Annotated in this window: 20 protein-coding genes; 5 read left to right on the top strand and 15 right to left on the bottom strand. The window is 33.8% G+C overall.

What is annotated here, in order from left to right:
* Window positions 1-24: 24 nt before the first annotated feature.
* The 10 genes from ABN217_RS12115 to cpxR form a co-directional block, all read right to left on the bottom strand.
* Complete coding sequence (locus ABN217_RS12115; RefSeq protein WP_349459458.1) at window positions 25-1,188, bottom strand: glycosyltransferase; 1,164 nt, start codon at window positions 1,186-1,188, stop codon at window positions 25-27.
* Window positions 1,189-2,372: 1,184 nt separating this feature from the next.
* A complete protein-coding gene (locus ABN217_RS12110; RefSeq protein ID WP_349459457.1) occupies window positions 2,373-2,975 on the bottom strand; it encodes a hypothetical protein in 603 nt (200 codons plus the stop codon).
* 622 nt (window positions 2,976-3,597) lie between these two features.
* Window positions 3,598-4,734: a glycosyltransferase family 4 protein gene (locus ABN217_RS12105; RefSeq protein ID WP_349459456.1), complete on the bottom strand. Its 1,137-nt coding sequence runs from the start codon at window positions 4,732-4,734 to the stop codon at window positions 3,598-3,600.
* 468 nt (window positions 4,735-5,202) lie between these two features.
* Window positions 5,203-6,198 (bottom strand): NAD-dependent epimerase/dehydratase family protein, encoded by a 996-nt coding sequence (locus tag ABN217_RS12100; RefSeq protein ID WP_072070680.1) that lies wholly within the window; start codon window positions 6,196-6,198, stop codon window positions 5,203-5,205.
* Window positions 6,199-6,202: 4 nt separating this feature from the next.
* Window positions 6,203-7,168: a hypothetical protein gene (locus tag ABN217_RS12095; protein ID WP_349459455.1), complete on the bottom strand. Its 966-nt coding sequence runs from the start codon at window positions 7,166-7,168 to the stop codon at window positions 6,203-6,205.
* Window positions 7,169-7,180: 12 nt separating this feature from the next.
* Window positions 7,181-7,873 (bottom strand): WbqC family protein, encoded by a 693-nt coding sequence (locus ABN217_RS12090; protein ID WP_349459454.1) that lies wholly within the window; start codon window positions 7,871-7,873, stop codon window positions 7,181-7,183.
* Between the two features lie 16 nt (window positions 7,874-7,889).
* Complete coding sequence (locus tag ABN217_RS12085) at window positions 7,890-8,933, bottom strand: glycosyltransferase (protein WP_349459452.1); 1,044 nt, start codon at window positions 8,931-8,933, stop codon at window positions 7,890-7,892.
* Window positions 8,934-8,936: 3 nt separating this feature from the next.
* Complete coding sequence (locus ABN217_RS12080; protein ID WP_196554611.1) at window positions 8,937-10,028, bottom strand: DegT/DnrJ/EryC1/StrS family aminotransferase; 1,092 nt, start codon at window positions 10,026-10,028, stop codon at window positions 8,937-8,939.
* 361 nt (window positions 10,029-10,389) lie between these two features.
* A complete protein-coding gene (gene cpxA, locus ABN217_RS12075; protein WP_196554610.1) occupies window positions 10,390-11,760 on the bottom strand; it encodes an envelope stress sensor histidine kinase CpxA in 1,371 nt (456 codons plus the stop codon).
* Between the two features lie 12 nt (window positions 11,761-11,772).
* Window positions 11,773-12,471, bottom strand: a complete 699-nt coding sequence (gene cpxR, locus ABN217_RS12070; protein ID WP_109409897.1) for an envelope stress response regulator transcription factor CpxR — start codon at window positions 12,469-12,471, stop codon at window positions 11,773-11,775.
* Between the two features lie 186 nt (window positions 12,472-12,657).
* Here cpxR and cpxP point away from each other — a divergent pair, with 186 nt between their 5' ends.
* The gene (gene cpxP, locus ABN217_RS12065) at window positions 12,658-13,218 is read left to right on the top strand and encodes a cell-envelope stress modulator CpxP (RefSeq protein ID WP_349459451.1); all 561 of its coding nucleotides are present in this window, start codon (window positions 12,658-12,660) and stop codon (window positions 13,216-13,218) included.
* Between the two features lie 137 nt (window positions 13,219-13,355).
* Here the strand turns inward: cpxP and fabG are convergent, their stop codons facing one another.
* Window positions 13,356-14,111, bottom strand: coding sequence for a 3-oxoacyl-ACP reductase FabG (gene fabG / locus ABN217_RS12060; protein WP_349459450.1), 756 nt, complete (start codon window positions 14,109-14,111; stop codon window positions 13,356-13,358).
* A 534-nt stretch (window positions 14,112-14,645) separates the two neighbouring features.
* On the opposite strand from fabG, the gene pfkA reads away from it, so the two are divergent.
* Together pfkA and ABN217_RS12050 are read left to right on the top strand one after the other, a co-directional pair.
* Window positions 14,646-15,623, top strand: a complete 978-nt coding sequence (pfkA, locus tag ABN217_RS12055) for a 6-phosphofructokinase (RefSeq protein WP_072070638.1) — start codon at window positions 14,646-14,648, stop codon at window positions 15,621-15,623.
* Window positions 15,624-15,888: 265 nt separating this feature from the next.
* Entirely contained in the window at window positions 15,889-16,890 is a 1,002-nt protein-coding gene (locus ABN217_RS12050) for a sulfate ABC transporter substrate-binding protein (protein ID WP_349459449.1), read from the top strand.
* A 105-nt stretch (window positions 16,891-16,995) separates the two neighbouring features.
* Here the strand turns inward: ABN217_RS12050 and tpiA are convergent, their stop codons facing one another.
* Together tpiA and ABN217_RS12040 are read right to left on the bottom strand one after the other, a co-directional pair.
* Entirely contained in the window at window positions 16,996-17,766 is a 771-nt protein-coding gene (tpiA, locus tag ABN217_RS12045; protein WP_069366847.1) for a triose-phosphate isomerase, read from the bottom strand.
* Between the two features lie 106 nt (window positions 17,767-17,872).
* Entirely contained in the window at window positions 17,873-18,508 is a 636-nt protein-coding gene (locus ABN217_RS12040) for a DUF1454 family protein (protein WP_072070636.1), read from the bottom strand.
* A gap of 97 nt (window positions 18,509-18,605) precedes the next feature.
* Between ABN217_RS12040 and ABN217_RS12035 the strand changes: the two genes are divergently transcribed.
* A complete protein-coding gene (locus ABN217_RS12035) occupies window positions 18,606-19,037 on the top strand; it encodes a DUF805 domain-containing protein (protein ID WP_196554606.1) in 432 nt (143 codons plus the stop codon).
* A 69-nt stretch (window positions 19,038-19,106) separates the two neighbouring features.
* Here ABN217_RS12035 and fpr read toward each other — a convergent pair whose 3' ends face one another.
* On the bottom strand, window positions 19,107-19,853 hold the full coding sequence (gene fpr, locus ABN217_RS12030) for a ferredoxin--NADP(+) reductase (RefSeq protein ID WP_072070634.1): 747 nt from the start codon (window positions 19,851-19,853) through the stop codon (window positions 19,107-19,109).
* 337 nt (window positions 19,854-20,190) lie between these two features.
* On the opposite strand from fpr, the gene emrD reads away from it, so the two are divergent.
* Window positions 20,191-21,375 (top strand): multidrug efflux MFS transporter EmrD, encoded by a 1,185-nt coding sequence (gene emrD, locus ABN217_RS12025; protein WP_072070633.1) that lies wholly within the window; start codon window positions 20,191-20,193, stop codon window positions 21,373-21,375.
* 99 nt (window positions 21,376-21,474) lie between these two features.
* On the opposite strand, the gene glpK is transcribed toward emrD, so the two are convergent.
* The gene (gene glpK, locus ABN217_RS12020) at window positions 21,475-23,004 is read right to left on the bottom strand and encodes a glycerol kinase GlpK (protein WP_115351274.1); all 1,530 of its coding nucleotides are present in this window, start codon (window positions 23,002-23,004) and stop codon (window positions 21,475-21,477) included.
* Window positions 23,005-23,007: the final 3 nt, after the last annotated feature.

Raw genomic sequence — 23,007 nt, 5'->3', positions numbered from 1 at the left:
TACCTTATTTCTTGTACAGTAATATCAAAAATTTCTGTATTTTTTGAATATAGATTCCCATTGTGTAATTATATATTCATCATTTAATTCATTTTTTCTTATTTTAAAACAGTTTTCATTAAATGAATCTATATTGGAATATAATGTTTCGATGGCTTTCTTTATATCTTCTACTAATTGAAGATTAGTATCCATATTTTCTATTTTTTTTGCATAAGTGAGAGCTTTCCCTGAAAAATTTGGTTTTTTTAACTTATCATATGGATGATATCTATTCTCTATTAAAATCCCAGTAACACCATCTATAATATATTCTGGAATTGCAAAAGTATTTGTGGCTATTGATGGTTTTTTTAATTTAATACCCTCAAGTAGAGATAGAGCATGGGTATCAAAATATGTTGGATGGATAATTATATCTATTTTTTTTATTAGTTCTAAATATTCACTAGTTGATAAATTAAATGGTATTAGATTAACATTTTTTAATTTTTTGGTTGATATATTCCTCAGTGTTTCTTCATCTGTTACTAAATATAATTCAATATTTAAGTGTTTCAACGATTCAAAAGCGAGCATAACTTCTCTCCCTCCTTTTAAATTGAAACTACTTGAGCAAAATAATAATTTTATAGGTGATGTTGATAAATTGAGTGTATCATTAGGAATGATTTTTTTTTCAGTTGATGAATAAGGATATATCACCCCTAAATTCATGCTAGAAAATAAATTTTCAATGTTTGCTTGAATGAAAATTTGTTTGGTAGATTCCTGTGATGCTTCAGAATAAAAAATAAATCCTTTAAAATTCTTCTTTTTTATTAACCTTTTGAAGAAAAATAGATTTGTTTTATTTATCTTTTTTGTATTATAAGAAAATAAGCCGATACCAGATTCTACATAAACCACATAATTTTTTTTAGTAAATATAAGTTTAGAACCAGACTCTATAATTAATTGAGTGTTATCTGGAATTGGAGTGAGTAAATGATATGGAATTAACCATTCTAAAGGAGGAAGCCATGGTATCGATTTAGATAAATCTAATATATTTTCTTTGAAACTTTTTTTCTCAAACATTTGCTTTGTTTTTTCTTGAGAAAAACTACAACCTAGCTTTATGGCTAAGTTCTTTATCCACTGCCTAGGAGTTCTAAAATAAATATGAATGTTATTATGCTTTTCCACTTTTAAGATGTATTCCTATTTTAATGTATAAAATAATATAAAAAATAACACTATATATTAAATAACAGTATATATATTCTACTGAAGATTGGTTTATATATTTTGAAATGAATATCAAAGATATAAATGTAAATAACTTAAAAGCTTCAAGGTATAATTGAAATTTATGTTTTTCTAGATATGTTAATGACTGTGATATGGGAATTACTGCACCTTGTACTATACAAAGAAACAATATAGGTATTAAATATACTTTTAATTCCACCCAATTATTTATAGTTTCATTGTTAAATATTGTAAGTATAAACGTCATAAAAAAATAAATAAATGAAAATATTATAATGTTTGTAATGAAACAAAAAACACTTGTCTTATAAAATAAAGTTGAAGCTGATTTTCTTTCCTTCTTCCTTAGTTTTTCTGAAAATTCTTTATTGTAGACTTGCATAATTATTCGTAGAATAAAATTAGATGGGTTAATAAATAAGCGCTGCATAATATTTATTAAACCTAATACATAGGGACCAAATAAAAACTGTATACTAATTGGTAATATTTGACTAGTAAAACTATTTATTAGGCTGGATATGCTATTGGTTATATAATAACTTTTATATTTCTTAAATATATAATTATATAAGTTTGTTTTTTTTCTAAGATTTCGCTTCAAAAACTTAAGATAAACAAGGCATAAAATAGAAAGTAAAATAGACGATAAAAAGTACCCTAGTATAAGACCTTCAGGAAAATCATGTAATGCTAATACTAACTGTAGCACAGGAATGGAACTGAGAAATATAAATCTAATAATTGAAGCTTGGTAATGTTTATTATTTCTTAATAAGATATTAGAAATAATAACTTGTAAGGCTTGAGAAAATATAGCTATAGATAAGTAAAAGGAAAATTTATATCCTAATAAGGACGATATTATAAAAACAAATAAAGAAACAAGAAATGAAGAAAGTAAGGACAAAGTAATAATATTATCTAATTCTTTATCTGTGCAGACCAAGCATATTGCTTCAAAACGAAGGCATGATATAGCTAGAAATAAACCAATCAAAGAAATAAAAAATGCATATTCTCCAAAGATATTAGGAGTGTATTTGCTCATGAAAAATGGGGTTAAAATAAAAGTTATTCCATGACCAAATACTGGGCCCAATAGTAGTTTTATAATTTTATTTTTCATTCTTTTTATTAAATAATAAAGGTGCTAATACTAAAAGTAAGACACCGGCATGAGTGAATAGAAAAGTCGAAAATGCACTACCTTGAATAGCATATATTGTAATAAAAACTAAACCAAAATATTTTGGAGGAAAATTTGAAATTTTTAAAACTTTAAATACTATACTAGCTAGAAGTATATTTATGAAAACTCCTATTTGGCCTAAATTAGCATAACCATCACTAATATAACCATTGTTAGCACTCATTTCTTCACTGTTAAAATAAGCTTTACCAATTAACTGAGGAATAGTTTTATCAAAAGGATAATCTATAAAAAGCGATAAATATGAATTTGAATAATAAGTAAAAGAAGATTGAAAAAAATCAAAAAAGTAATAATTTAATAGTGACGGAATAAAAAATAATCTACGTATTAATAATGATTCAGGTTCTTCAAAATCTGCAAATATTCTTAGAGACAATATTATTATAAATAATGCTAATGCGGCCTTTGTAATTTGAGAATATTTTTCTTTATAATTATTGGCACCAATATAAAAACCTAAAATAACAAAAAGGGTGAGGAATACAGATTTATGTGCAGTAGTCATAAATAGATATAGTAGTACTACACTTGATATAATGAATAATAGTTTATTCTTTTTTTCTAGAGCATATATGATACTGATAGGACATATCACTTTAGCTAACCAAAAATAACCATATACAGAAAGTGATGTATTAGATAACCTAGATTCTCTTCGTATATCATATATATCTTTAAATAGAAAAACATTAAAGTTAAATTTTATGCCATGCGCTAAAATTACAGGAATCAAGCAAAGCAACATAAGAGAAAATAAAAGAAATAGAATAGATCTTTCGGTTAGTTTTACTTTCTTAAACTTAATATTAATCGTAAAATTTAAAATGATATTTGTTATTGGAATCGCTATTAATGACCAGATAATTATACTAATACTAGATAGCTGATAGGAATATAACACACTGTTTGGAATAGTGTTGAATATCAAAATAAAAAAGCAAATTAGCCTATTAAAATCATTTTTAATAAAAATATAATATAAAAAACATAAATTTAATAAGGAATATGAAATAAAAAAATCAAATAGAGAAAAATTATCCGAAAATCCCATATATGAATACTTTATTGATATAAAGCTTCCATAAGAGAATAGAAATATAAAAAATATAATAGTTGGTATGATGAAGTTATTTAGCTTTTTCATAAATATTGATATACTTTGTTATTATTTCTTCTAAAGAAAATGATTCTTGGGATTTTTTATAAATTTTATTTTTTAAATCCGCAAGTAATGTATGGTTTTCAATTAAATCATTGAGTACAAAATATAACTCATCTGGAGATGAAATGAAGAACGCTCCATCATCTGAGCTTAAATATCCATCTATTCCAGTGTCTTTTTTTCCAATAATGACACATCCATTAATTGCAGCTTCTATGTACACCATTCCGAATGTTTCATTATCACTTGGTAATATAAAAATATCACTTTTGCTGAATATATTTAAAACTTCATTATTATCTTTCCAACCATGGAAATAGATATCTTTATTTTTCTTAGATAAAAGTTTATTATATAATGGCCCATCGCCAATAATATTAAGTTTTATATTTTTTATGGGGCTTCTAATTTTATTAAACACATCGATTACCCAATCTATATTTTTTCTTTCTATTAATTGGGCACAGGTTGTTATTGTTATTTCATTTTTATTTTTTATGGGGAGTGCTAATGGGAATTTACTTTTACTAACTCCATGTGGAATATTAATTGTTTTTATATTAAAAACATCTTCTATATATTTCTTTATACTCTTATTGATAGCAATAACAAAAGATGCATTTTCTAAGACAAGCTTGTATTGATTAAAATAAAAACCGGAATGTTTTATTTTTTTTATTCTATCAATATCACCTTGTCTAATACTAACAATATAATTTATATTTTTTTTCTTGGCTAGTTTATAAGCGATCAATCCATCAGGTAAAATATAATGAGCATGAATAATATCTGTGTTTTTAATAAAATCATAAATATTATTTTTTATATATATACTACATAAAGAAAACTCAAAAAACTTTGGAAGTCTAATAAAATTATAAAATAAAAGTTTTATATTATTATCTATGTGGGTTGTTTTTTTTAAGGTAGAAAATATTTTATATCTCTGAGGTAAAAAAGGGAGTTTAGGTATGTATTCTGCTGGAAATAATACTTGCTGATAAATTCCTCGTTTCTTTAATTCCTTTATAATGTTAAGAATTATTGGATTACCATTTAGATTTTTTATGGGGATATTTCTAGTGATATGTAATATATTCATATTTAGCATAGCTACCGCACTGGGTTTACGGCCCCCAGAGCGCCAAAATTCATCTCGGAAAACCCTTAACTATATGTAATATAAGAGTTTTATTATATAAGCATACTTTAACTATATGCTGAAAACCGCACTGAGAGTAGACTCTTCAAACCAGACGGTCAAGTAATAGCTGGGTATTTTAGCATTGATTGAGGATATATAAATACTGGAATAACGCTCGATTCAGCCAGATCATTCTGAATTGCATCGTTAGATGCTAGCAAAAAGAACATGCTACCTCTTCTCTAATAAGTAGCGCTATATATCGATACAGTAATTTTACTGCTCTATTTGTTGATGGTTGGGTACTTAGAGCCGTTGTTGTTAAAAATAAGCTGAAAAGGAATAGGGTAAAAAGATAGGCAACCATCTAAATATTATTAATGCCATAATATTTAGATGGTAATGTTGAGATTGGATAAGTGATATTTATTTCTTACGAAGTTCGTCGAATCTTTTTAGGTTCATTTCAGCTTTGTAAGCTTCAAATAGTTTTTTACAATCATATTGTGGCTCATAGCCTAGCTCTTCTTTAGCATTTGATACATCCATTAGAAAACCGCCACCATATGGTTTATTTGGCATATAAACGATTTTTGATTTTTTTTCTGGAGGAGAAAAAACATCAATGATAGTTTCTATCTGTTCCTGGAGTGTAATAGGAATACCTGTACCTATATTATAAAAACCTTCGTTTCTATTCACTAATGTCGCTTTACACAGCATTTGGCTAAAGTCATCAACATAAACCATATCTTTAGCGTAATTTGGGTTTCCCCATAATTCGATATCTTCACCTTTTTCTGCTTTTTCTATCATTTGGTATAAAGGTCTTTTAGCTTTTTTTCCATTTGGAAAATAATAATGATATGGGCTGTAATTATATATAGTGGGTAACCTAAAAATAAATTTTTTAAGATTATATTCTTGATGATAATGCTCAATTAATTCTAAAGCAGTGTTTTTTGAAATAACATAGACGGCATGGTCACCTTTATAATCAAAACTCTTTTCTAAGTCAGGTGATAAAGTAATATTTTCTCCTGCATGTAATGAAATATCGAAAACAGTCTGAGTATAAAGAATTCTATCAGCTTTAACCTTTCTGCAATATTCTAATACGTTAAAAGCACCCATGATATTTACATTTAAATATTCATAAGGGTCATACTCATCCATATAAGATGGAATTTTTGCTGCTAAAAGCATAACAGCATGAATATTATCAGTAGGTAATTTTTCAAAATCAGCTGAGTTGGTAATATCAACACTAACATATTTTATATTATATGCATCAAAAGTATTAGTTTCACGACTACCAACCGCAATAATTTCAAAATTACTCTCATTAAAGAAATCTGAACAATAACGGGTTAGGTAGGAGCCAACATTACCAGTAGCTCCAAATATTATTATTTTTTTCATTAGGTTATACCTTATGTTTAGCGATCATATTTATGATAATATTCATATCGTTAATATCGTATCGTTGGTCACAGGGGATCGGAAGTATGTTTTTAGCATAGTTATATTCAATACTACTTTTATCACATTCCTCTAATACATTAGGCCATAGTGTGGGTATGTATATTTTATTTTTAATTAAGTGTTTTTTTAAATTATCTGAGTTTTTTATTAATAAAGGATAGCAAAAAGGTGCATCAGGGATTGTGTTTTTTAATATATCAAGGCTGTTAATATGTGATAGGTTTTTATATAAATAAGAAAAATTAGTATTTCTTTTTATTATTGTTTTTTCATAATCGATTGCGCCCAGTATATTTTCTGAAAATTTAGACATGGACTGTATAGGGATATTTGAAATTTTTTCTTCACAATTTATATGCTGTTCATAATAATTACTTGCACATTCCTCGCTTCTTCCTATCAGTGGAATTAGATCATCTTTTATTTTGGTATCATTAAAGGAATTACTAATTACTTTGTTACAAAATAAATAAGCACCATCAGGAATACCAAAATATTTTCTACAAGAATATAATGTGGGTACATTAGATATAGGTGGTTGAAAAAAAGCCTGTGTATTATCGATTATAATATTTTTATATTTATTTTTATATTTTAATATAGTCTCGTTGGAAATAAAACCATAGTAGTTCACAATATATAAAAATGAATTTTCTACTTCTTCAATAATGGGTAAGAAATTACTGTCGATATGATAGTAGTTTATTTTTATATTTGATATGTTTTTATGTAAATATTCTTTTACACTATTGCATAAAAAATAGGGTAAAAGTAGTTTTTTTATATTATATATTTTAATTAATAATAATAAAGCTGATCTTCCGCTGTTTAATCTTATATTATTTTCATACCAAGGTTTGTTAACTAAAGATTCTAACTCAAAATAGCCACCTATTTCTTTTTGCATAAAATGAGAGCCTTAATCTAATAAATATTTATTTAATAAAGTTTTAATTTCAGATTTTGAATTATTCATTAATACATCAATCATAGACAAATTTGGTTGATATGATTTGCAATTATATTGTATGTAGTGAACATTTTGGGGCGTAATAAAGTTAAGGTTTATATTATTGGATAAAAACTCCTCTTTATTATAGAGTTTCTTTCCTCCTACACTATTTACATAGTTTCTACAATTGTAAATATTACAAAGTTCTATCAACCTTTCTTTAGCACTTATATTTTTATTGTTATTTATTAATGATGAATAGTTGTATTTAAAATCAATTTCTAAATATTTAAATGTTTCAATTATTGAGTTTGATGCTATATGAGCAATGTTTCTATTTTTATCTGTTAATACTTTTTCAATTATAGGATATATAAAAGGAAAGTAGGGAGCTTTAGAATATGCTTGTGATATAGATGCTAATATTTTTCTAACATCTTCTTGAAAATATAGTTCGTTAATTTTTTTGAAACTGGATGCTTTTATTACAGGAATTGTGAATAATTGAGGGCCGTTTTTTGTTAAAATACTATTTCTATTTATATAGCCATTTTTAATATAGTTAACATCATCGTAGAATATAAATATATCGCTATGATAAGCTAATTGGTAATATCCAATATATGGAAATAAGTATGGTTGCATTACAGCTAAAGTCATTGTGTATAATTCCCTTTTACTGTTTATTTATAATTATCTTTGTTATTAATTTTATTTTTTCTCGGATATACAAAATTCTTAAATGATTCCTATATTTAAATAATTTTTGTTGATTTCGATTAATGTTTTTATGAAGCATCCAAGATTTTTCTATAAGAAGCTTAGCAAGTTCCCATTTTTTTGCTACAAAAGATTCATTAGCGCTTACTCTATATATACTAGAGATTGCAAAATTTATATCTTCTCTATTTGCACCTAATGTTATTAATTTTGTAAGGTGTTTCTCGTGTTCAATTAGTTCTTTTTTTAATTTTTCTTCGTTGATTGTTAATTTTGATAGAGACCATGATCCTAAAGCATTAATTCGATATACACATGTAATATCTGGTAAGTAAAGGGCTCCATTGTCGATACTCCCTAATATTTGATAATAATAATCACCAACGGGTGCTTTCTCAAAATATTTTTTAAATTCTAATGCTACATTACGTCTAAATACAAGTGATGCAGTAGGCATATATGCACCACCTTGTCTAATAACTTCTGATAAAGGTGTAATAAATGAAGTTTTACTATAATTAGCTATTACATTTATTTTTCCATCTTGTTCTAATGTATATGCAGAACTAAAGCAAATGTTAATATCTTTGTTTTTTTCTAAAATATTTATTTGTTTTTCAAGTTTTTTATTATCTATCCAAAAATCATCTCCTTCGCATAATGCTATATAACTCCCATTAGAAAATGATAGAGCATTAACCGAAGGTTTTAAACCTTGTGAATAAATATTTTTAGATGGAATGATGTGTTTAATTATAGTGGGGTAGTTGTTTGCATATTTTTTTATTATATTTGATGTTGAATCTGTAGAGCAATCATCATGTATAATAAATTCATATCTATAAGATGTATTTTGGCAAAGCACACCAAGTATAGTGTCTTCTATATATTTTTCTTGATTATACGTGCAGCATATTACACTAATGATAACCTCTTCAGAGCTCCATCTATCAATTATTTCTTTTTCAGGAAGAGGTGTTTTTAACTTATTTATTGTCATTTTTTAGCTTTTAATAACATTTATAATTCTGTTTAAATCATCATTACTTAATAAATGATGAATTGGTAGGCAAATAACACTTTCAGATATTTTTTTTGCAATTGGTGTTTCTACTTTGTATTGGTTGTAAATATTAAAGTCAGTGATTAATGGGTAAAAATATCGACGGCTGATTATATTATTATCTTTTAATTTTAGATAAAGCTCATCTCTTTTTTTACTATATTTATTTTCATCGATTATTATAGGATAGTAAGAATAATTCCACATTAAGTTTTCTGGTATATTAGGTAGAGTAATGCCAGGTATATTACTCAAATGAGCATGATAAAACTCAGAGACTTTTCTTCTTTTATCTATTGCTTCATCGATATAGTTTAATGTAGCTAGGCCAAATGCAGCTTGTACTTCATTGAGTTTCGCATTGAAGCCTAACTCATCAATTACTGTTTCATTTGTGTAACCAAAGTTTTTATATCTATCGAGTTTTTCTTTCATTTCTTTGGTGTGACAAATAATTGCTCCCCCTTCGATGGTGGAGTAAGTTTTAGTTGCGTGAAAACTTAAAATAGATAGATCACCATTGTTTAATATTGAGCGGTTATTTTCTTTAACGCCAAAGGCATGAGCTGCATCATAAATGACAGGAATATTATACTTATCTGCAATTTTTTGTATTGCTTCATAATTACATGGGCGACCATAAACATGAACAGGTAAAATAGCACTTGTTTTATCTGTGATTGCAGCTTCTATTTTACTGGGATCGATATTATAGGTATCTGGTTCGATATCAACAAAGACAGGAGAGATATTGCTGTGTAATAGAGCGTGACTTGTTGCAACAAAACTATATGGTGTCGTTATCACCTCACCTTCAAGTTCTAATGCATTGATTGCTGCTATTAAGGCTAATGTTCCATTCGAGTATAAACTGATATAAGGGACATCTAAGTATTCACAAAGCGCGTTTTCAAGGCATTGGTGATAATACCCATTGTTCGTTAGCCATTTTTTATTCCATATATCTTTTAAGTAAGGTTCTAAAGTTTCTAATGGTGGGAACAATGGGCTTGTGACTGTTATTGTATTCATTAACTGATTCTCTGAAAGCTAAAAATATAGCTACCGCACTGGGAAAGTACCCAGAGTTCATGCTGTGTTGTATAGTTTTGTTATTATACACAATGTAAATATATTAGTCTTAAAGAGAGCTTTATGAAATGCGGTAATGCATGGCTGGGGTAATATTATTAGATAGTCTGTTGGTTAAGTTATAAAAGTGTAATAAGTGATATATTTAGAGATGATTGTTATCTGATTATGTTATTCAGTACAATATTATTGAAATGAAAAACTATATTTACAGATAACATAAAAATAAAACCACTAATCATAAGATTTGAATGACTAGTGGTTCTTTATGTAATTTAAATAAATTTAATTGGCATTAGGCTTATTTTCCCGCTCTCGGCAACCAAATCTCAACCCTCAGCCCGCCTAATGGGCTGTCATCGGCTTTAACATGACCTCTATGTTGGCTTACTGCTGTTTCAACAATGGCTAATCCTAAGCCTGTGCCACCTGATTCACGATCTCTTGCTTCGTCAGTGCGATAAAATGGTCGGAAGATATGTTCTCTATCTTCAGGGCTAACACCTGGGCCATCATCATCAACAATAATGGTGATACCTTGATTTTGTTCAGTAAAGGCAACTTCAATGCGAGAATTTGAATAACGCAGGGCATTACGAACAATATTTTCAAATGCACTCGCCAGAGAATATGGATTGCAGTAAATAGGCCATGCTCCCGGAGGCGTTGTAACTTGCAGTGTCTTATTACTTTGTTCAGCTTCAAATTTAGCGTTATCTAAAATGTCATCCCATAGCTCGTTGGCTTTTACCGTTTCACGTAATAACTCATTTTTATGTTGATTACGAGAAAGTACCAGCAAGTCATTAATCATACCATCAAGGCGCTGAGTTTCTGTTTCGATACGTTCTAGCTCTTTGCTTTCACCACTACGACGACGCAACAATGCACTCGCTAATTGTAAGCGTGTTAATGGTGTGCGAAGCTCGTGAGAAATATCAGAAATCAATCGTTGTTGTGCCTCAACCATGCGTTCGAGGGCACTTATCATCTGATTAAAGCTGGTGCCTGCTGCTAAAAACTCTTGAGGACCCGTTTCTAGTTCAGGATGAGGACGTAAATTACCTTTCGCAACATCATCAGCCGCATTCTTAAGTTGTCTTGCTGGTTTTGCTAGGCTCCAAGAAAGCCACACTAATAACGGTGTGCTGATAAGCATGGTAAATATGAGTAGCAATAACGGTTTATCAAATAATAAGTTGATAAAATCAGATTGGGGGCTACTTGATGGACGAACAAGATAAAGCTGGTAATGATCTTCACCATCTCTTACTGAAAATGGCCCTAACATCTCAGAACGGCCATATTTTTTCTTTTTAGGGTGATCGGCGTTATCAGATTGACCAATAAAATTTCTGACAACCTGCATCTCATTACGTTGAGCGCCGATAATGCGTCCTTCACTGGTTACGATAATTAAACGCTGACCAGGAGGTGCCCATTTATCAATAGCGCGAATTAATCGACGCCACCAAAGGAGATCGTTCGCGGGATCTTGAGCTAATTCCGCTTCGATATGTTGTTCTAGCATAACACCTTGACGGTATTCACTCTCTAAAAGAGGTGTAAGCTGGCGCGAGTCCAGCTTTGGAACCATCATAACTAGCATAAGAACTAATGCTAGCGTCAGCCAGAATATTGCAAAAATACGCGCTGACAGACTATTTATCATAAAGAATATTTATCAAGTTATTGAAACCATCAGATAACCACGTCCACGTAAAGTCTTGAACCACGGTTGTCCATCTGTTCTTTCTGGTAATTTACGGCGTAAATTGGAAATATGCATATCAATCGCTCTATCAAAAGGTGTTAAGCGCTTACCAAGCACTTCTTGACTTAGATGTTCGCGTGATACGACTTGTCCCAAATGCTGGGCAAGTAGATAAAGCAAAGTAAACTCAGTTCCTGTTAACTCTAGCGGTTCGTCATCAAAACTCGCTTCTTGTCGGCCTGGGTTAAGTTGTAGTTTATCAACCTGTAATGTTGGAGATGTATTGCTATCAGTCTGTTTTTGTTCACTCCAGTTAGAACGACGTAAAATAGCTCTGATACGAGCAACCAGTTCTCTATCATTAAAAGGTTTTGGTAAATAGTCATCAGCACCAAGTTCTAAACCAAGTACTCGGTCAAGATCACTGCCTCTTGCCGTTAACATGATGACAGGGGTCTGGAAATTTTGGCGTAACTCTTTGAGTGTCTCAATCCCGTTTTTACGTGGCATCATAATATCCAGTAATAACAAGTCGATAGAAGCATCCAAAAGTTTAAGTGCTTGTTCGCCATCAGAGGCGATTACAACATTAAAGCCTTCCATTTCAAGCAGTTCTTTCAATAGCGATGTTAATTCGCGATCGTCATCCACTAATAAGATTTTATGCATTCGTCAATTCCTCCAAGAGAAAAATACGATAATAAATAGCGCGAATCTATGACTTTACGTTCTTTTACACGCTCTGACGCTAGTTTGCAGCCGCAACTGTATAGTAATCCACATAGCAAAGAATTACACATATTTAGGTAGCATTAATTAGGTCGGTATTAATCACCGAGTTTAGGAGTAAGAGCAATGCGTAAAGTAGCAGTAGTTGCATTAGCATCAATGTTTTTAGCAGCTCCGACGGTGGTATTAGCAGAAACCGCAAATACCAATCCGCCTACTGAGCAACAATATAATGGTAATTATCACTGCGGTTATGGCTATGGTATGCATGGCGACCGTGATTATAGAGGTCACCGCGGACAACGTGGCCATATGATGAATAACGGTGGACATATGATGGGTCGCAATTATGGTGGATCTCATATGTTTAACGGCATCACATTAACCGAGCAACAACGTACTCAAATGCGCGATTTAATGCGCCAGCATCATCAAGACAGATATAACGGAAACTACCGTCAACGTCATGAGAATATGCATAAATTAGTTACTGCACCTCAATTTGATGAAGCTGCAGTAAGAGCACAAATGCAGGATATGGATAAACAAGCGATTGAGCGCCATGTTGAAATGGCGAAAGTCCATAATCAGATGTATCAGTTATTAACTCCAGAACAGAAAGCGCAGTTGGAAAAGAATTACCAACAGCAAATGTCAGATTTTGACCAACAAGGTCAACAGAATTAGTAATGAAGTAAGTAAGAGTGTAGTGCAGCAGTACCTAGTTAGAGAGTAAGTAGCAACAACGAAGTTTTTTCCTTGCCATAGACACCATCCCTGTCTTTTGCAGCCCCTCTGGAGAGGGGCTTTTTTTTGCCCGAAATCTACAACAACGCCTCTGGTGATTCAGGTAAAATCTGTCCACCATCGACGATAATTGTCTGGCCTGTAATATATTTTGCTTCATTTGAGGCAAAGAAGGCGGTGGCGTAGCCGATATCTTCTGGCTCACCTAAAGTATGTGTTGGGATAGAAGCCTTCATCTGATTTAAATATGCTTCACCTTGGGCTTGTAAGCCTTCAGTGAGGATATTTCCAGGCATCACGGCATTAATGGTAATACCATGACGAGCATATTCTAATGCTGCGCTACGCATAAAGCCAAGTTGTCCTGCTTTACTTGCGCCGTAGTGGCTCCAACCTGGATAGCCTGTGATTGCTCCTGTAATGGATGAGGTAATAATCACGCGACCTTGTTTTTGTTTCTCCATTACACGAAGTGCTGCTTTCACTAAAAAAAACATACCTTTTAAATTAACTGTATGCATTTTATCCCAATCAGCTTCGGTCATCTCTTTAATCGTTGCTTGAGGGAAAATGCCAGTATTGGAACAAAGAATATCAAGTTTGCCATATTCTTTTACGACATCATCAACCACTTTTTCACAGGCGGATTGCTGAGTGACATCCAGGTGCATAAAACCGACATTTAATTCTTGTTTTGTTTTATTGCCAGCAACATCATCAATATCCGCAATAATCACCTTAGCTCCACTCTTTTTTAGGGCGATGACAATACCTTTACCAATGCCTTTTGCACCACCTGAAACCAAAGCGATTTTACCCGTTAAATCAAACATAAAACCTCCTATGTAAGTGTGAGTTCTACTGTATCAGTCTAGGTTGAAAAGCGGTAAATCACCCAGAGAACTTTGCTGTGGGTCACAAATGTACCTTAGATAATTATTTTCGTTGAATGAATGTCATCACGAAATAGAGAGATAAACGTTAGATAGAATGCTGTACTAGAGAAAAACTGAATATTTATCAAAATATGCCGATGCTATTTTTTAGCATAAATAGCGTTTTTTTGAGGTGAATGCAAAAAGGCAGTAAAGTGTCTGTATAAAAAGTGTTAACTTATTAGAGAAACACATTTGAGATAAGATAGTCTAAACTTTATACAGACTGTCTGATTAGTTTAATGCGCATCAAGTTTATGAAAAAAAATGTACGATAATGATGAACTGGTAAAAAATATGCGTACAATGGTATTGTTGAATCAATTCAGCATTTGCGATATCGGAAAATAACACCAGATAAGCCGATATTGAAATAAAAAGTTATTCCAACAATTTTGCAATAATTACATCGAATAAGAATCAGAGGTAATCATGGTCAATGGGATCAAAAGAATTGGGGTTTTAACAAGTGGTGGTGATGCACCCGGAATGAATGCCGCGATCCGTGGTGTTGTTCGTGCCGCACTAAGTGAAGGTTTAGAGGTTTATGGGATTTTTGATGGCTATATGGGGCTATATGAAAATCGCATGAAAAAACTCGACCGTTTTAGCGTGTCAGATATGATCAACCGTGGTGGTACATTCCTTGGTTCTGCTCGTTTTCCTGAATTCCGTGAAGACAATGTGCGTGCTGTTGCCATCGATAACATGAAACAAAATGAGCTTGATGCTTTAGTTGTTATTGGCGGTGATGGTTCTTATTTAGGTGCGAAAAAATTAACGGAAGCTGGTTTTCCTTGTATCGGTTTACCCGGCACAATCGATAATGACGTAGCAGGTACTGACTACACCATTGGTTATTTCACGGCGTTAGAAACGGCAGTTGAAGCAATCGACCGTTTACGTGATACTTCAACGTCTCACAAACGTATCTCTATCGTAGAAGTGATGGGCCGTTATTGTGGTGACTTAACCTTGTCTGCGGCAATTGCAGGTGGATGTGAATTTGTTGTTCTACCTGAGGCAGAATTACCGTTTAATCGCGATGAGCTACTGGCGGAAATCAAAGCAGGTATTGAACGTGGTAAACGCCACGCAATCGTCGCAATCACAGAACACGTTTGTGATGTGCATGAATTAGCTCGTTTTATTGAAGCTGAAACTAAACATGAAACACGTGCAACAGTATTAGGTCATATTCAACGTGGTGGTTCCCCTGTTGCTTACGATCGTATTTTAGCCTCACGTATGGGTGCTTATTCTGTACAACTGCTATTAGAAGGTTACGGCGGTCGTTGTGTTGGTATTCAAAATGAAAAGCTGGTTCACCATGATATTATTGATGCGGTTATGAATATGAAACGTGTCTTTAAAGCTGATTGGTATGAAACAGCGAAAAAACTCTATTAATCAATAGTGTTATCGTAATACCCTAGCCTTTCTGAGTACTATCCTTATTCGTGAACTACTCTGATACATGTTGTCTCCGTGTCAGAGTAGTTTCTCGAGTGAAAACATTTCATTTAATAATCTTATTCTCCATCAACATTGCCTAACATCCCTTGTATAGATAGTTATATTCCTGTTGTGTATATCAATCGGCTTTTTGTTATTTCATCGTTATAAAACTTTCTGTCAGCCTAGCTAAATATTTAACGATAGGGGATGGAGCGATATGTTTAAACAATGGGGTTTATTATCAACGACTTTAGTTGCATTGCTTTTTTCTAATAATTTATGGGCTAAAGATATTCAGTTATTAAATGTTTCTTATGATCCGACAAGGGAGCTTTATCAACAATATAACCAAGCATTTAGTCAATATTGGGAACAGAAAACGGGAGATAGAGTCACTATTCGTCAATCGCATGGTGGATCAGGAAAACAAGCCACGTCGGTTATTAATGGTATTGAGGCTGATGTTGTGACATTAGCTCTTGCCTATGATATTGATGCGATTGCACAAAGAGGAAGTATTGATAAGCAATGGATAACACGACTACCTGATAACTCCGCTCCTTACACTTCAACGATTGTTTTTCTGGTGAGAAAAGGAAATCCTAAGCAGATAACAGATTGGAATTCACTGATAAACCCGGGTGTTTCCATTATTACACCTAACCCTAAAACTTCTGGTGGTGCAAGATGGAACTATCTTGCCGCTTGGGGATATGGGTTAAAAGCTAATCATCAAGATAGCGAAAAAGCAAAAGCATTCGTGAAAGCACTTTATCAGCAAGTTGAAGTGTTAGATTCAGGAGCGCGAGGCGCAACCAATACATTTGTTGAGCGGGGTATTGGTGATGTATTGATTGCATGGGAAAACGAGGCATTATTGGCAATTAATGAATTAGGTGCCGATAAGTTTGAGATTATTACACCTTCGGTTTCTATTCTTGCAGAGCCTACGGTATCTGTAGTGGATAAAATTGTCGATAAACGAGGAACACAAGAAATTGCCACAGCATATTTAGACTATCTTTACTCACCACAGGGACAAGAGATTGCAGCAAAAAACTATTATCGCCCTAGAGATAAAGTGATTGCTGAGAAATACCAGAACAGTTTCCCAAAACTCGAACTATTTACGATTGATGAGGTTTTTGGTGATTGGCAATCAGCACAGAAAATACATTTTGCGACAGGTGGTGTGTTTGATGAAATAAGTCGTCGTTGATGTGTCATAAAGCAAAAACAAAAAAATCACCTTCTGGTTTTATATTCAGCAAGGTGATTTTCTTTATTTTTTATCCATTAAAGGCGTAAGCCTGAAAGATAAAAATTATTTTTTCGCTTTCGCTTGTGCTGCTGCTTTAACGATAACGGCAAATGCATCAGCTTTCAGTGAAGCGCCACCGACTAATGCGCCATCAATGTCTGGTTGACCAAACAGTTCAGCTGCATTTTTATCGTTAACAGAGCCACCATATTGGATGATAACTTGTTCAGCGATAGCGGCATCTTTCTTCGCGATATGATCACGAATAAATTTATGAACAGCTTGCGCTTGTGCTGGAGTTGCAGATTTACCGGTACCGATAGCCCAGATTGGTTCATAAGCAATAACCGCATCTTTAAATGCAGCTGCACCATGAGCATTTAAAACAGCATCAATTTGGCGAGCACAGACTTCTTGTGTTTTACCCGCTTCGTTTTCTGCTTCGGTTTCACCAATACATAATACTGGTGTTAAACCTAGCTCTTTTAACACGCCGAATTTTTGAGCGATAAACTCGTCAGATTCTTTATGATAAGTACGACGCTCAGAGTGACCAATGATAACGTATTTAACATCAACGTTTTTCAGCATTTCTGCTGAAGTTTCACCAGTAAAAGCGCCCGATAAGTTAACACCTGTATCTTGAGCACCTAATGCAATACGGCTTCCACCAATCTCATGGCGTGCTTGGCATAGGTAAACTGCGGGTGGTGCGATAGCAACATCACAACCTGCAACACCGCTAACTTCTTTACGTAGTGCAGCAATTAATTCATGAACCATATGAATGCTGCCGTTGAGTTTCCAGTTACCCATGACTAATGGATGGCGCATAACTTTTCCTCCAACCGAGTGGTTTAAATTTAGTTTGCTAATAAACATGAATTCTGTTGATACACAACAGTATAGAGAACAATGAATAGAATAGCTTTGTTTTTTATCACGGAATAGCTGAAACGATCTTGCTGTTTAAAGAAAGCTTAATCGGTTCAATGGCAAAGGTTGTTAATTGTTCACCTTCATGCGCAATAATATAGCGGATTGCGCCAACATTATGGCTTACATAAGCCGGAGTTTGGTTTTTAAATGCAAACAAATCGAGAACTTCTTGAATTTGTGTAGGCGTTATTGAAGGGTCAAATTGAGCGATCAAAGTCATAATATATTGTGTGGTGAACTCACGGTTCATTTTTTCTAATTCAGGTGAGTCTGGTGTGTGGATAAGCGTCAGTTGTAGGCTTTTAATTTTTTCACTACCACGTTCTAATATTGCTGAAGAGTAAAGATAAGGTGTAATACGAGTTGCGGCTCTGACAAGCGGAATGGCAATATCGTGATTAGTGATAATTTTATATTCATTAAGCGAGAGCAATGGATTTTGTTGGTTGAATTTTGCTCGTAGCTCCGGGATCGTTATCTCAAAAACGGGTGCATCCTGTTTAAGATAGGCGATATCATCTTTAGTGGGCTGCTTTTGTGCGACAGATATCCCTGTTGCAAAAACAGTAGTTGGCAAACAAAGAGCAATGCTTATGATTATCAGGTATAACGTAGAAAGTGTACTTTCTTTTATCATCTGTCCTCCGTTTGTCAGTGCTGTTATTGACTAGTCTGTATTATTTGATACTAAATGGACAGTGTAATTCACACATTAAGTAAATTATTGAGAATTTATGACCTTACAACATTGGGCATTTTCATTCAAAGGGCGAATTGGACGCCGTGATTTCTGGGCAGGTTTAGGTGCTTGTTTTGCTCTTTTTTTAGGCCTTTTTATTATCAATGATATGATTTATCCATTACCTGCCATTGTAACGTGGATATTGATCTTCTTTATTCTGTATCCTTTGTGTGCGATTTTTACTAAAAGACTCCATGATAGAAATAAAAGAGGAATATGGCTTTTATTGCTTTTACTTGCCGTGATGCTGGGACTGGCTGATACAAGCAGTTTAGAACCTTTTTGGCAATGGGCGATGGGGCGTTTTCTTCCTTCCTTTATTGGGATGATTATGTTGCTTGATTGTGGTGTATTTATTGGCAATCAAAGTGAAAACTACTTTGGTAAACACACAGAGCAAGTGAATTACCGTCGCTGGCGTTAATCCTTTTTATTAAAATAAATCAGATAAGGGCAAAAGAGAAAATTGCCCTTATTTATTCTTCTGTTCATATTACCAATATTGTTCACTGGTGATATGCCCCGGTTTACGCCGTAAGTGTTTACGCATTTCTCGTTGTTCTTTTAATAGTTGTTGGGTATCTCTTACCATTTGTGGGTTACCACATAACATAATATGGCTCTCTTCTGGGGAAATGGTTAAGCCTACCGTTTTTTCTAAGGCACCACTTTCAATTAATGCAGGGATACGACCTGTTAATGAGCCAATATGATTCTCACGGCTAACAATAGTTTGAATACGTAATTTCCCTTGGTAACGCTCAACGAGTTTTTCCATTAAAGGGAGATAACTTAAGTCATTAGCATATCGAACTGCATGAACAAGAACGATATTTTCAAATCTATCCAGATCTTGGCCTAATTGTAAAATTGATAAAAAAGGCCCTATGGCTGTTCCTGTAGAAAGCATCCAAAGTGTATTGGCACTAGGAACTTCTTCTAATACAAAAAAGCCACTAGCTTGTTCTGTGACAAGTAATTCATCCCCTATTTCTAGAGCACTTAATTTAGGGCTTAATTTTCCTTCGGGTACAGTCACCAGATAAAATTCTAAGTTAGGATCATTCGGCGCATTCACATAAGAATAGGCACGTTGCACTCGTTCGCCATCAATATCTAATGCTAATTTTGCAAATTGCCCCGCTGTAAATTTATCAACTGGGGCATTTACAACAAGACTTATTAACGTGTCAGTCCAGCGATTAACTTGGATAACTTTTCCATTCACCCAATTTGCCATAGAGGTTATCTCCTTACGATAAACGCGTTTATGTCGCTTATTCATTCTAAATAGGAAGCGATTTTTTATTTATCAAGATGATGTGGTGATGTTATTTATCTGAAATTTTGTCAATGAATGACACAATATGTACATTTATATTGACAATTATGGTGTTTTTCTCTGACATTAGGCGGTGTACAAAAATTGCTGACTATCTCGCAAATTTCTACAAATTTGTTAACTTAGTCTCATTCTTAAAAGGTGTATATTTTGCAGAGTTTATTTTTATAAATTCTCTGTAGTGTACGCCTGTCCGTTAATTTATTTATTTGAAATTCCTGAGCAAAGAAAAGAAATGAGAAAGTTAGAGCATGCAAATCTATTATTATTGATAATTGCACTGGTTGCTGTGGGTCAAATGACGCAAACCATCTATGTTCCAGTGATTGCGGATATGGCGGTTTATTTTGGTGAGCCGACAGGTGCTGTACAGCAAGTAATGGGTGCTTATCTTTTTTCTTATGGTTTTTCACAGCTCATTTATGGGCCTATCTCCGATAAAGTAGGGCGTCGCCCTGTTATTTTAGTCGGAATGACGATTTTTTGTTTATCAACACTGGTAGCGATTTTCTCACAAAATTTAACCACGCTGGTTATTGCAAGTACCTTACAAGGGATGGGAACAGGTGTGGCCGGTGTCATGACACGTACTCAACCTCGTGATTTATATACAGGTACGGCATTACGTTACGCCAATAGTTTGTTAAACATGGGGGTTTTAGTTAGCCCATTATTAGCGCCGATGATTGGTGGTGTTGTCGCTCACTTCTTTGGCTGGCATGCGTGTTATATCTTCTTATTATTATTGGGAAGTAGTGTTCTTTTTTGTATGTATCGTTGGATGCCCGAAACTCGCCCAGTACAAGTTGAGAAACGTAAAATGCTGTCCTCATTTTACTTGCTACTTTCCAATAGTACCTTCAGTGCATTTTTGATTATGCTAATTTGTGCATTATCAGGTATTGCGGTTTTTGAGGCATCAAGCGGTGTCTTAATGGGCGGAGTATTAGGCTTAAATAGTATTACTATCAGTATATTATTTATTTTACCGATCCCTGCCGCATTCTTTGGGGCTTGGTATGCTGGTCGTGAAGGTAAAACCTTTGTGCAATTGATGTGGCACTCTGTTTTTTGTTGTTTATCAGCCGGTATTTTAATGTGGCTCCCCGGTTGGCTAAATATCATTAATATTTGGACTCTTCTGGTACCTGCCGCACTATTTTTCTTTGGTGCTGGTATGTTATTTCCATTAGCAACAACGGGTGCAATGGAGCCATTTCCGTATTTAGCAGGCTCTGCGGGTGCTCTGGTGGGGGGATTACAAAATGTGGGATCAGGTGTTGCAACATGGTTTTCAGCCTTATTACCACAACACAATCAATTTAGCTTAGGTATGATTATGTTTGCTATGTCAGTGGCTATTATGCTTTGTTGGCTTCCTTTGGCTCACCGTTTTAGCCATGAAGAACATACTATTTAGATCATTAGCGTAGTAAATTAAATAAAAAATGCCGAGAATAGAATTTCTCGGCATTTTGGTTTTGTAGCCTAGGCTACTTCTCTCTCAACTTTTAAATTATTAACCGCGATCTTCCCATTCTTGTGCTCGGGCAACGGCTTTTTTCCAACCATTGTAACGATAGTTACGTTCAGTGGTTTCAATACCAGGGCGGAATTCTTTATCAATTGCCGCTTTATTTTTAACTTCTTCTAAATCATTCCAGAAACCAATAGCAAGACCCGCAAGGAATGCCGCACCTAATGCTGTACTTTCACGGACAACAGGACGTTCAACACGAGTGCCTAAAATATCGGACTGGAATTGCATCAAGAAGTTATTGGCAACCGCACCACCATCAACACGCAATGATTGTAAACGTGCACCGGAATCGGCTTGCATTGCATCTAAAACATCACGTGTTTGGTAAGCGATAGATTCTAAGGTTGCACGAATAATATGATTACGGTTAGCACCACGGGTTAAACCAAAGATAGCACCGCGGGCATACGGATCCCAATATGGTGCGCCTAAGCCGGTAAAGGCAGGAACAACATAGACACCATTAGTATCGTTAACCTTAGTTGCAAAGTATTCAGAGTCAGTTGCTTCATCAATAAGTTTTAACTCATCACGTAGCCATTGAATGGATGCACCACCAACGAATACGGCACCTTCTAAGGCATAGTTCACTTCGCCACGAGGGCCACAGCAGATAGTTGTTAACAAACCATGATTAGAGCGAACAGCTTCTGTACCTGTATTCATCAGTAAGAAGCAGCCTGTACCATAGGTATTTTTCGCCATACCACTTTGTACGCAAAGTTGACCATAAAGTGCAGCTTGTTGGTCACCTGCCATACCCGCGATAGGAATACGAGTACCCCCTTTACCACCAATGTTGGTTTGGCCATAAACTTCTGAAGATGGCACCACTTTTGGTAACATATTGCGAGGAATATCCAGCAAATCGAGGATTTTCTGATCCCAATCTAAAGAGTGGATGTTAAATAACATGGTACGTGAAGCGTTAGTGAAATCGGTAACGTGAACACGACCTTGTGTCATTTTCCAAACTAACCAAGTATCGACAGTACCGAATAACAACTCGCCATTTTCTGCTTTTTCACGCGCACCTTCGACGTTGTCGAGGATCCATTTTAATTTTGTACCAGAGAAATAGGGGTCAACCATTAAACCAGTATTTTGACGAATATATTCTTCAACACCTTCTTTATCTTTTAAGCGGGTACAGAAATCGGCAGTACGACGACATTGCCATACAATTGCGTTATAAACAGGTTTACCCGTTTCTTTATCCCATACAATGGTGGTTTCACGTTGGTTTGTGATACCAATACCCGCTACATGATCAGATGGAATATCTGCTTTTGCTAATACTTCAACTAAGGTTGCACTTTGTGTTGCCCAAATTTCCATTGGATCATGTTCAACCCAGCCTGGCTTAGGATAAATTTGAGTGAATTCGCGTTGTGAGATACTGACGATATTTGCATCGTGATCAATAACTACGGCACGTGAGCTGGTTGTACCCTGATCAAGTGCAACAATGTATTTTTTTTCGCTTGATGTATTTGTTTCTGTTGTCATGTT

The organism is Proteus sp. fly-1067, assembly GCF_040139345.1.
GTDB classification, from domain to species: domain Bacteria; phylum Pseudomonadota; class Gammaproteobacteria; order Enterobacterales; family Enterobacteriaceae; genus Proteus; species Proteus vulgaris_B.
This window is presented reverse-complemented; position numbering and strand designations above follow the sequence as displayed.

What these genes read in the sequence shown, in the direction of transcription:
- ABN217_RS12110 (WP_349459457.1), bottom strand. Translation starts at nt 2,975, where the DNA reads ATGACTACTGCACATAAATCTGTATTCCTCACCCTTTTTGTTATTTTA.
- ABN217_RS12105 (WP_349459456.1), bottom strand. Translation starts at nt 4,734, where the DNA reads ATGAATATATTACATATCACTAGAAATATCCCCATAAAAAATCTAAAT.
- ABN217_RS12100 (WP_072070680.1), bottom strand. Translation starts at nt 6,198, where the DNA reads ATGAAAAAAATAATAATATTTGGAGCTACTGGTAATGTTGGCTCCTAC.
- ABN217_RS12095 (WP_349459455.1), bottom strand. Translation starts at nt 7,168, where the DNA reads ATGCAAAAAGAAATAGGTGGCTATTTTGAGTTAGAATCTTTAGTTAAC.
- ABN217_RS12090 (WP_349459454.1), bottom strand. Translation starts at nt 7,873, where the DNA reads ATGACTTTAGCTGTAATGCAACCATACTTATTTCCATATATTGGATAT.
- ABN217_RS12085 (WP_349459452.1), bottom strand. Translation starts at nt 8,933, where the DNA reads ATGACAATAAATAAGTTAAAAACACCTCTTCCTGAAAAAGAAATAATT.
- ABN217_RS12080 (WP_196554611.1), bottom strand. Translation starts at nt 10,028, where the DNA reads ATGAATACAATAACAGTCACAAGCCCATTGTTCCCACCATTAGAAACT.
- cpxA (WP_196554610.1), bottom strand. Translation starts at nt 11,760, where the DNA reads ATGATAAATAGTCTGTCAGCGCGTATTTTTGCAATATTCTGGCTGACG.
- cpxR (WP_109409897.1), bottom strand. Translation starts at nt 12,471, where the DNA reads ATGCATAAAATCTTATTAGTGGATGACGATCGCGAATTAACATCGCTA.
- cpxP (WP_349459451.1), top strand. Translation starts at nt 12,658, where the DNA reads ATGCGTAAAGTAGCAGTAGTTGCATTAGCATCAATGTTTTTAGCAGCT.
- fabG (WP_349459450.1), bottom strand. Translation starts at nt 14,111, where the DNA reads ATGTTTGATTTAACGGGTAAAATCGCTTTGGTTTCAGGTGGTGCAAAA.
- pfkA (WP_072070638.1), top strand. Translation starts at nt 14,646, where the DNA reads ATGGTCAATGGGATCAAAAGAATTGGGGTTTTAACAAGTGGTGGTGAT.
- ABN217_RS12050 (WP_349459449.1), top strand. Translation starts at nt 15,889, where the DNA reads ATGTTTAAACAATGGGGTTTATTATCAACGACTTTAGTTGCATTGCTT.
- tpiA (WP_069366847.1), bottom strand. Translation starts at nt 17,766, where the DNA reads ATGCGCCATCCATTAGTCATGGGTAACTGGAAACTCAACGGCAGCATT.
- ABN217_RS12040 (WP_072070636.1), bottom strand. Translation starts at nt 18,508, where the DNA reads ATGATAAAAGAAAGTACACTTTCTACGTTATACCTGATAATCATAAGC.
- ABN217_RS12035 (WP_196554606.1), top strand. Translation starts at nt 18,606, where the DNA reads ATGACCTTACAACATTGGGCATTTTCATTCAAAGGGCGAATTGGACGC.
- fpr (WP_072070634.1), bottom strand. Translation starts at nt 19,853, where the DNA reads ATGGCAAATTGGGTGAATGGAAAAGTTATCCAAGTTAATCGCTGGACT.
- emrD (WP_072070633.1), top strand. Translation starts at nt 20,191, where the DNA reads ATGAGAAAGTTAGAGCATGCAAATCTATTATTATTGATAATTGCACTG.
- glpK (WP_115351274.1), bottom strand. Translation starts at nt 23,004, where the DNA reads ATGACAACAGAAACAAATACATCAAGCGAAAAAAAATACATTGTTGCA.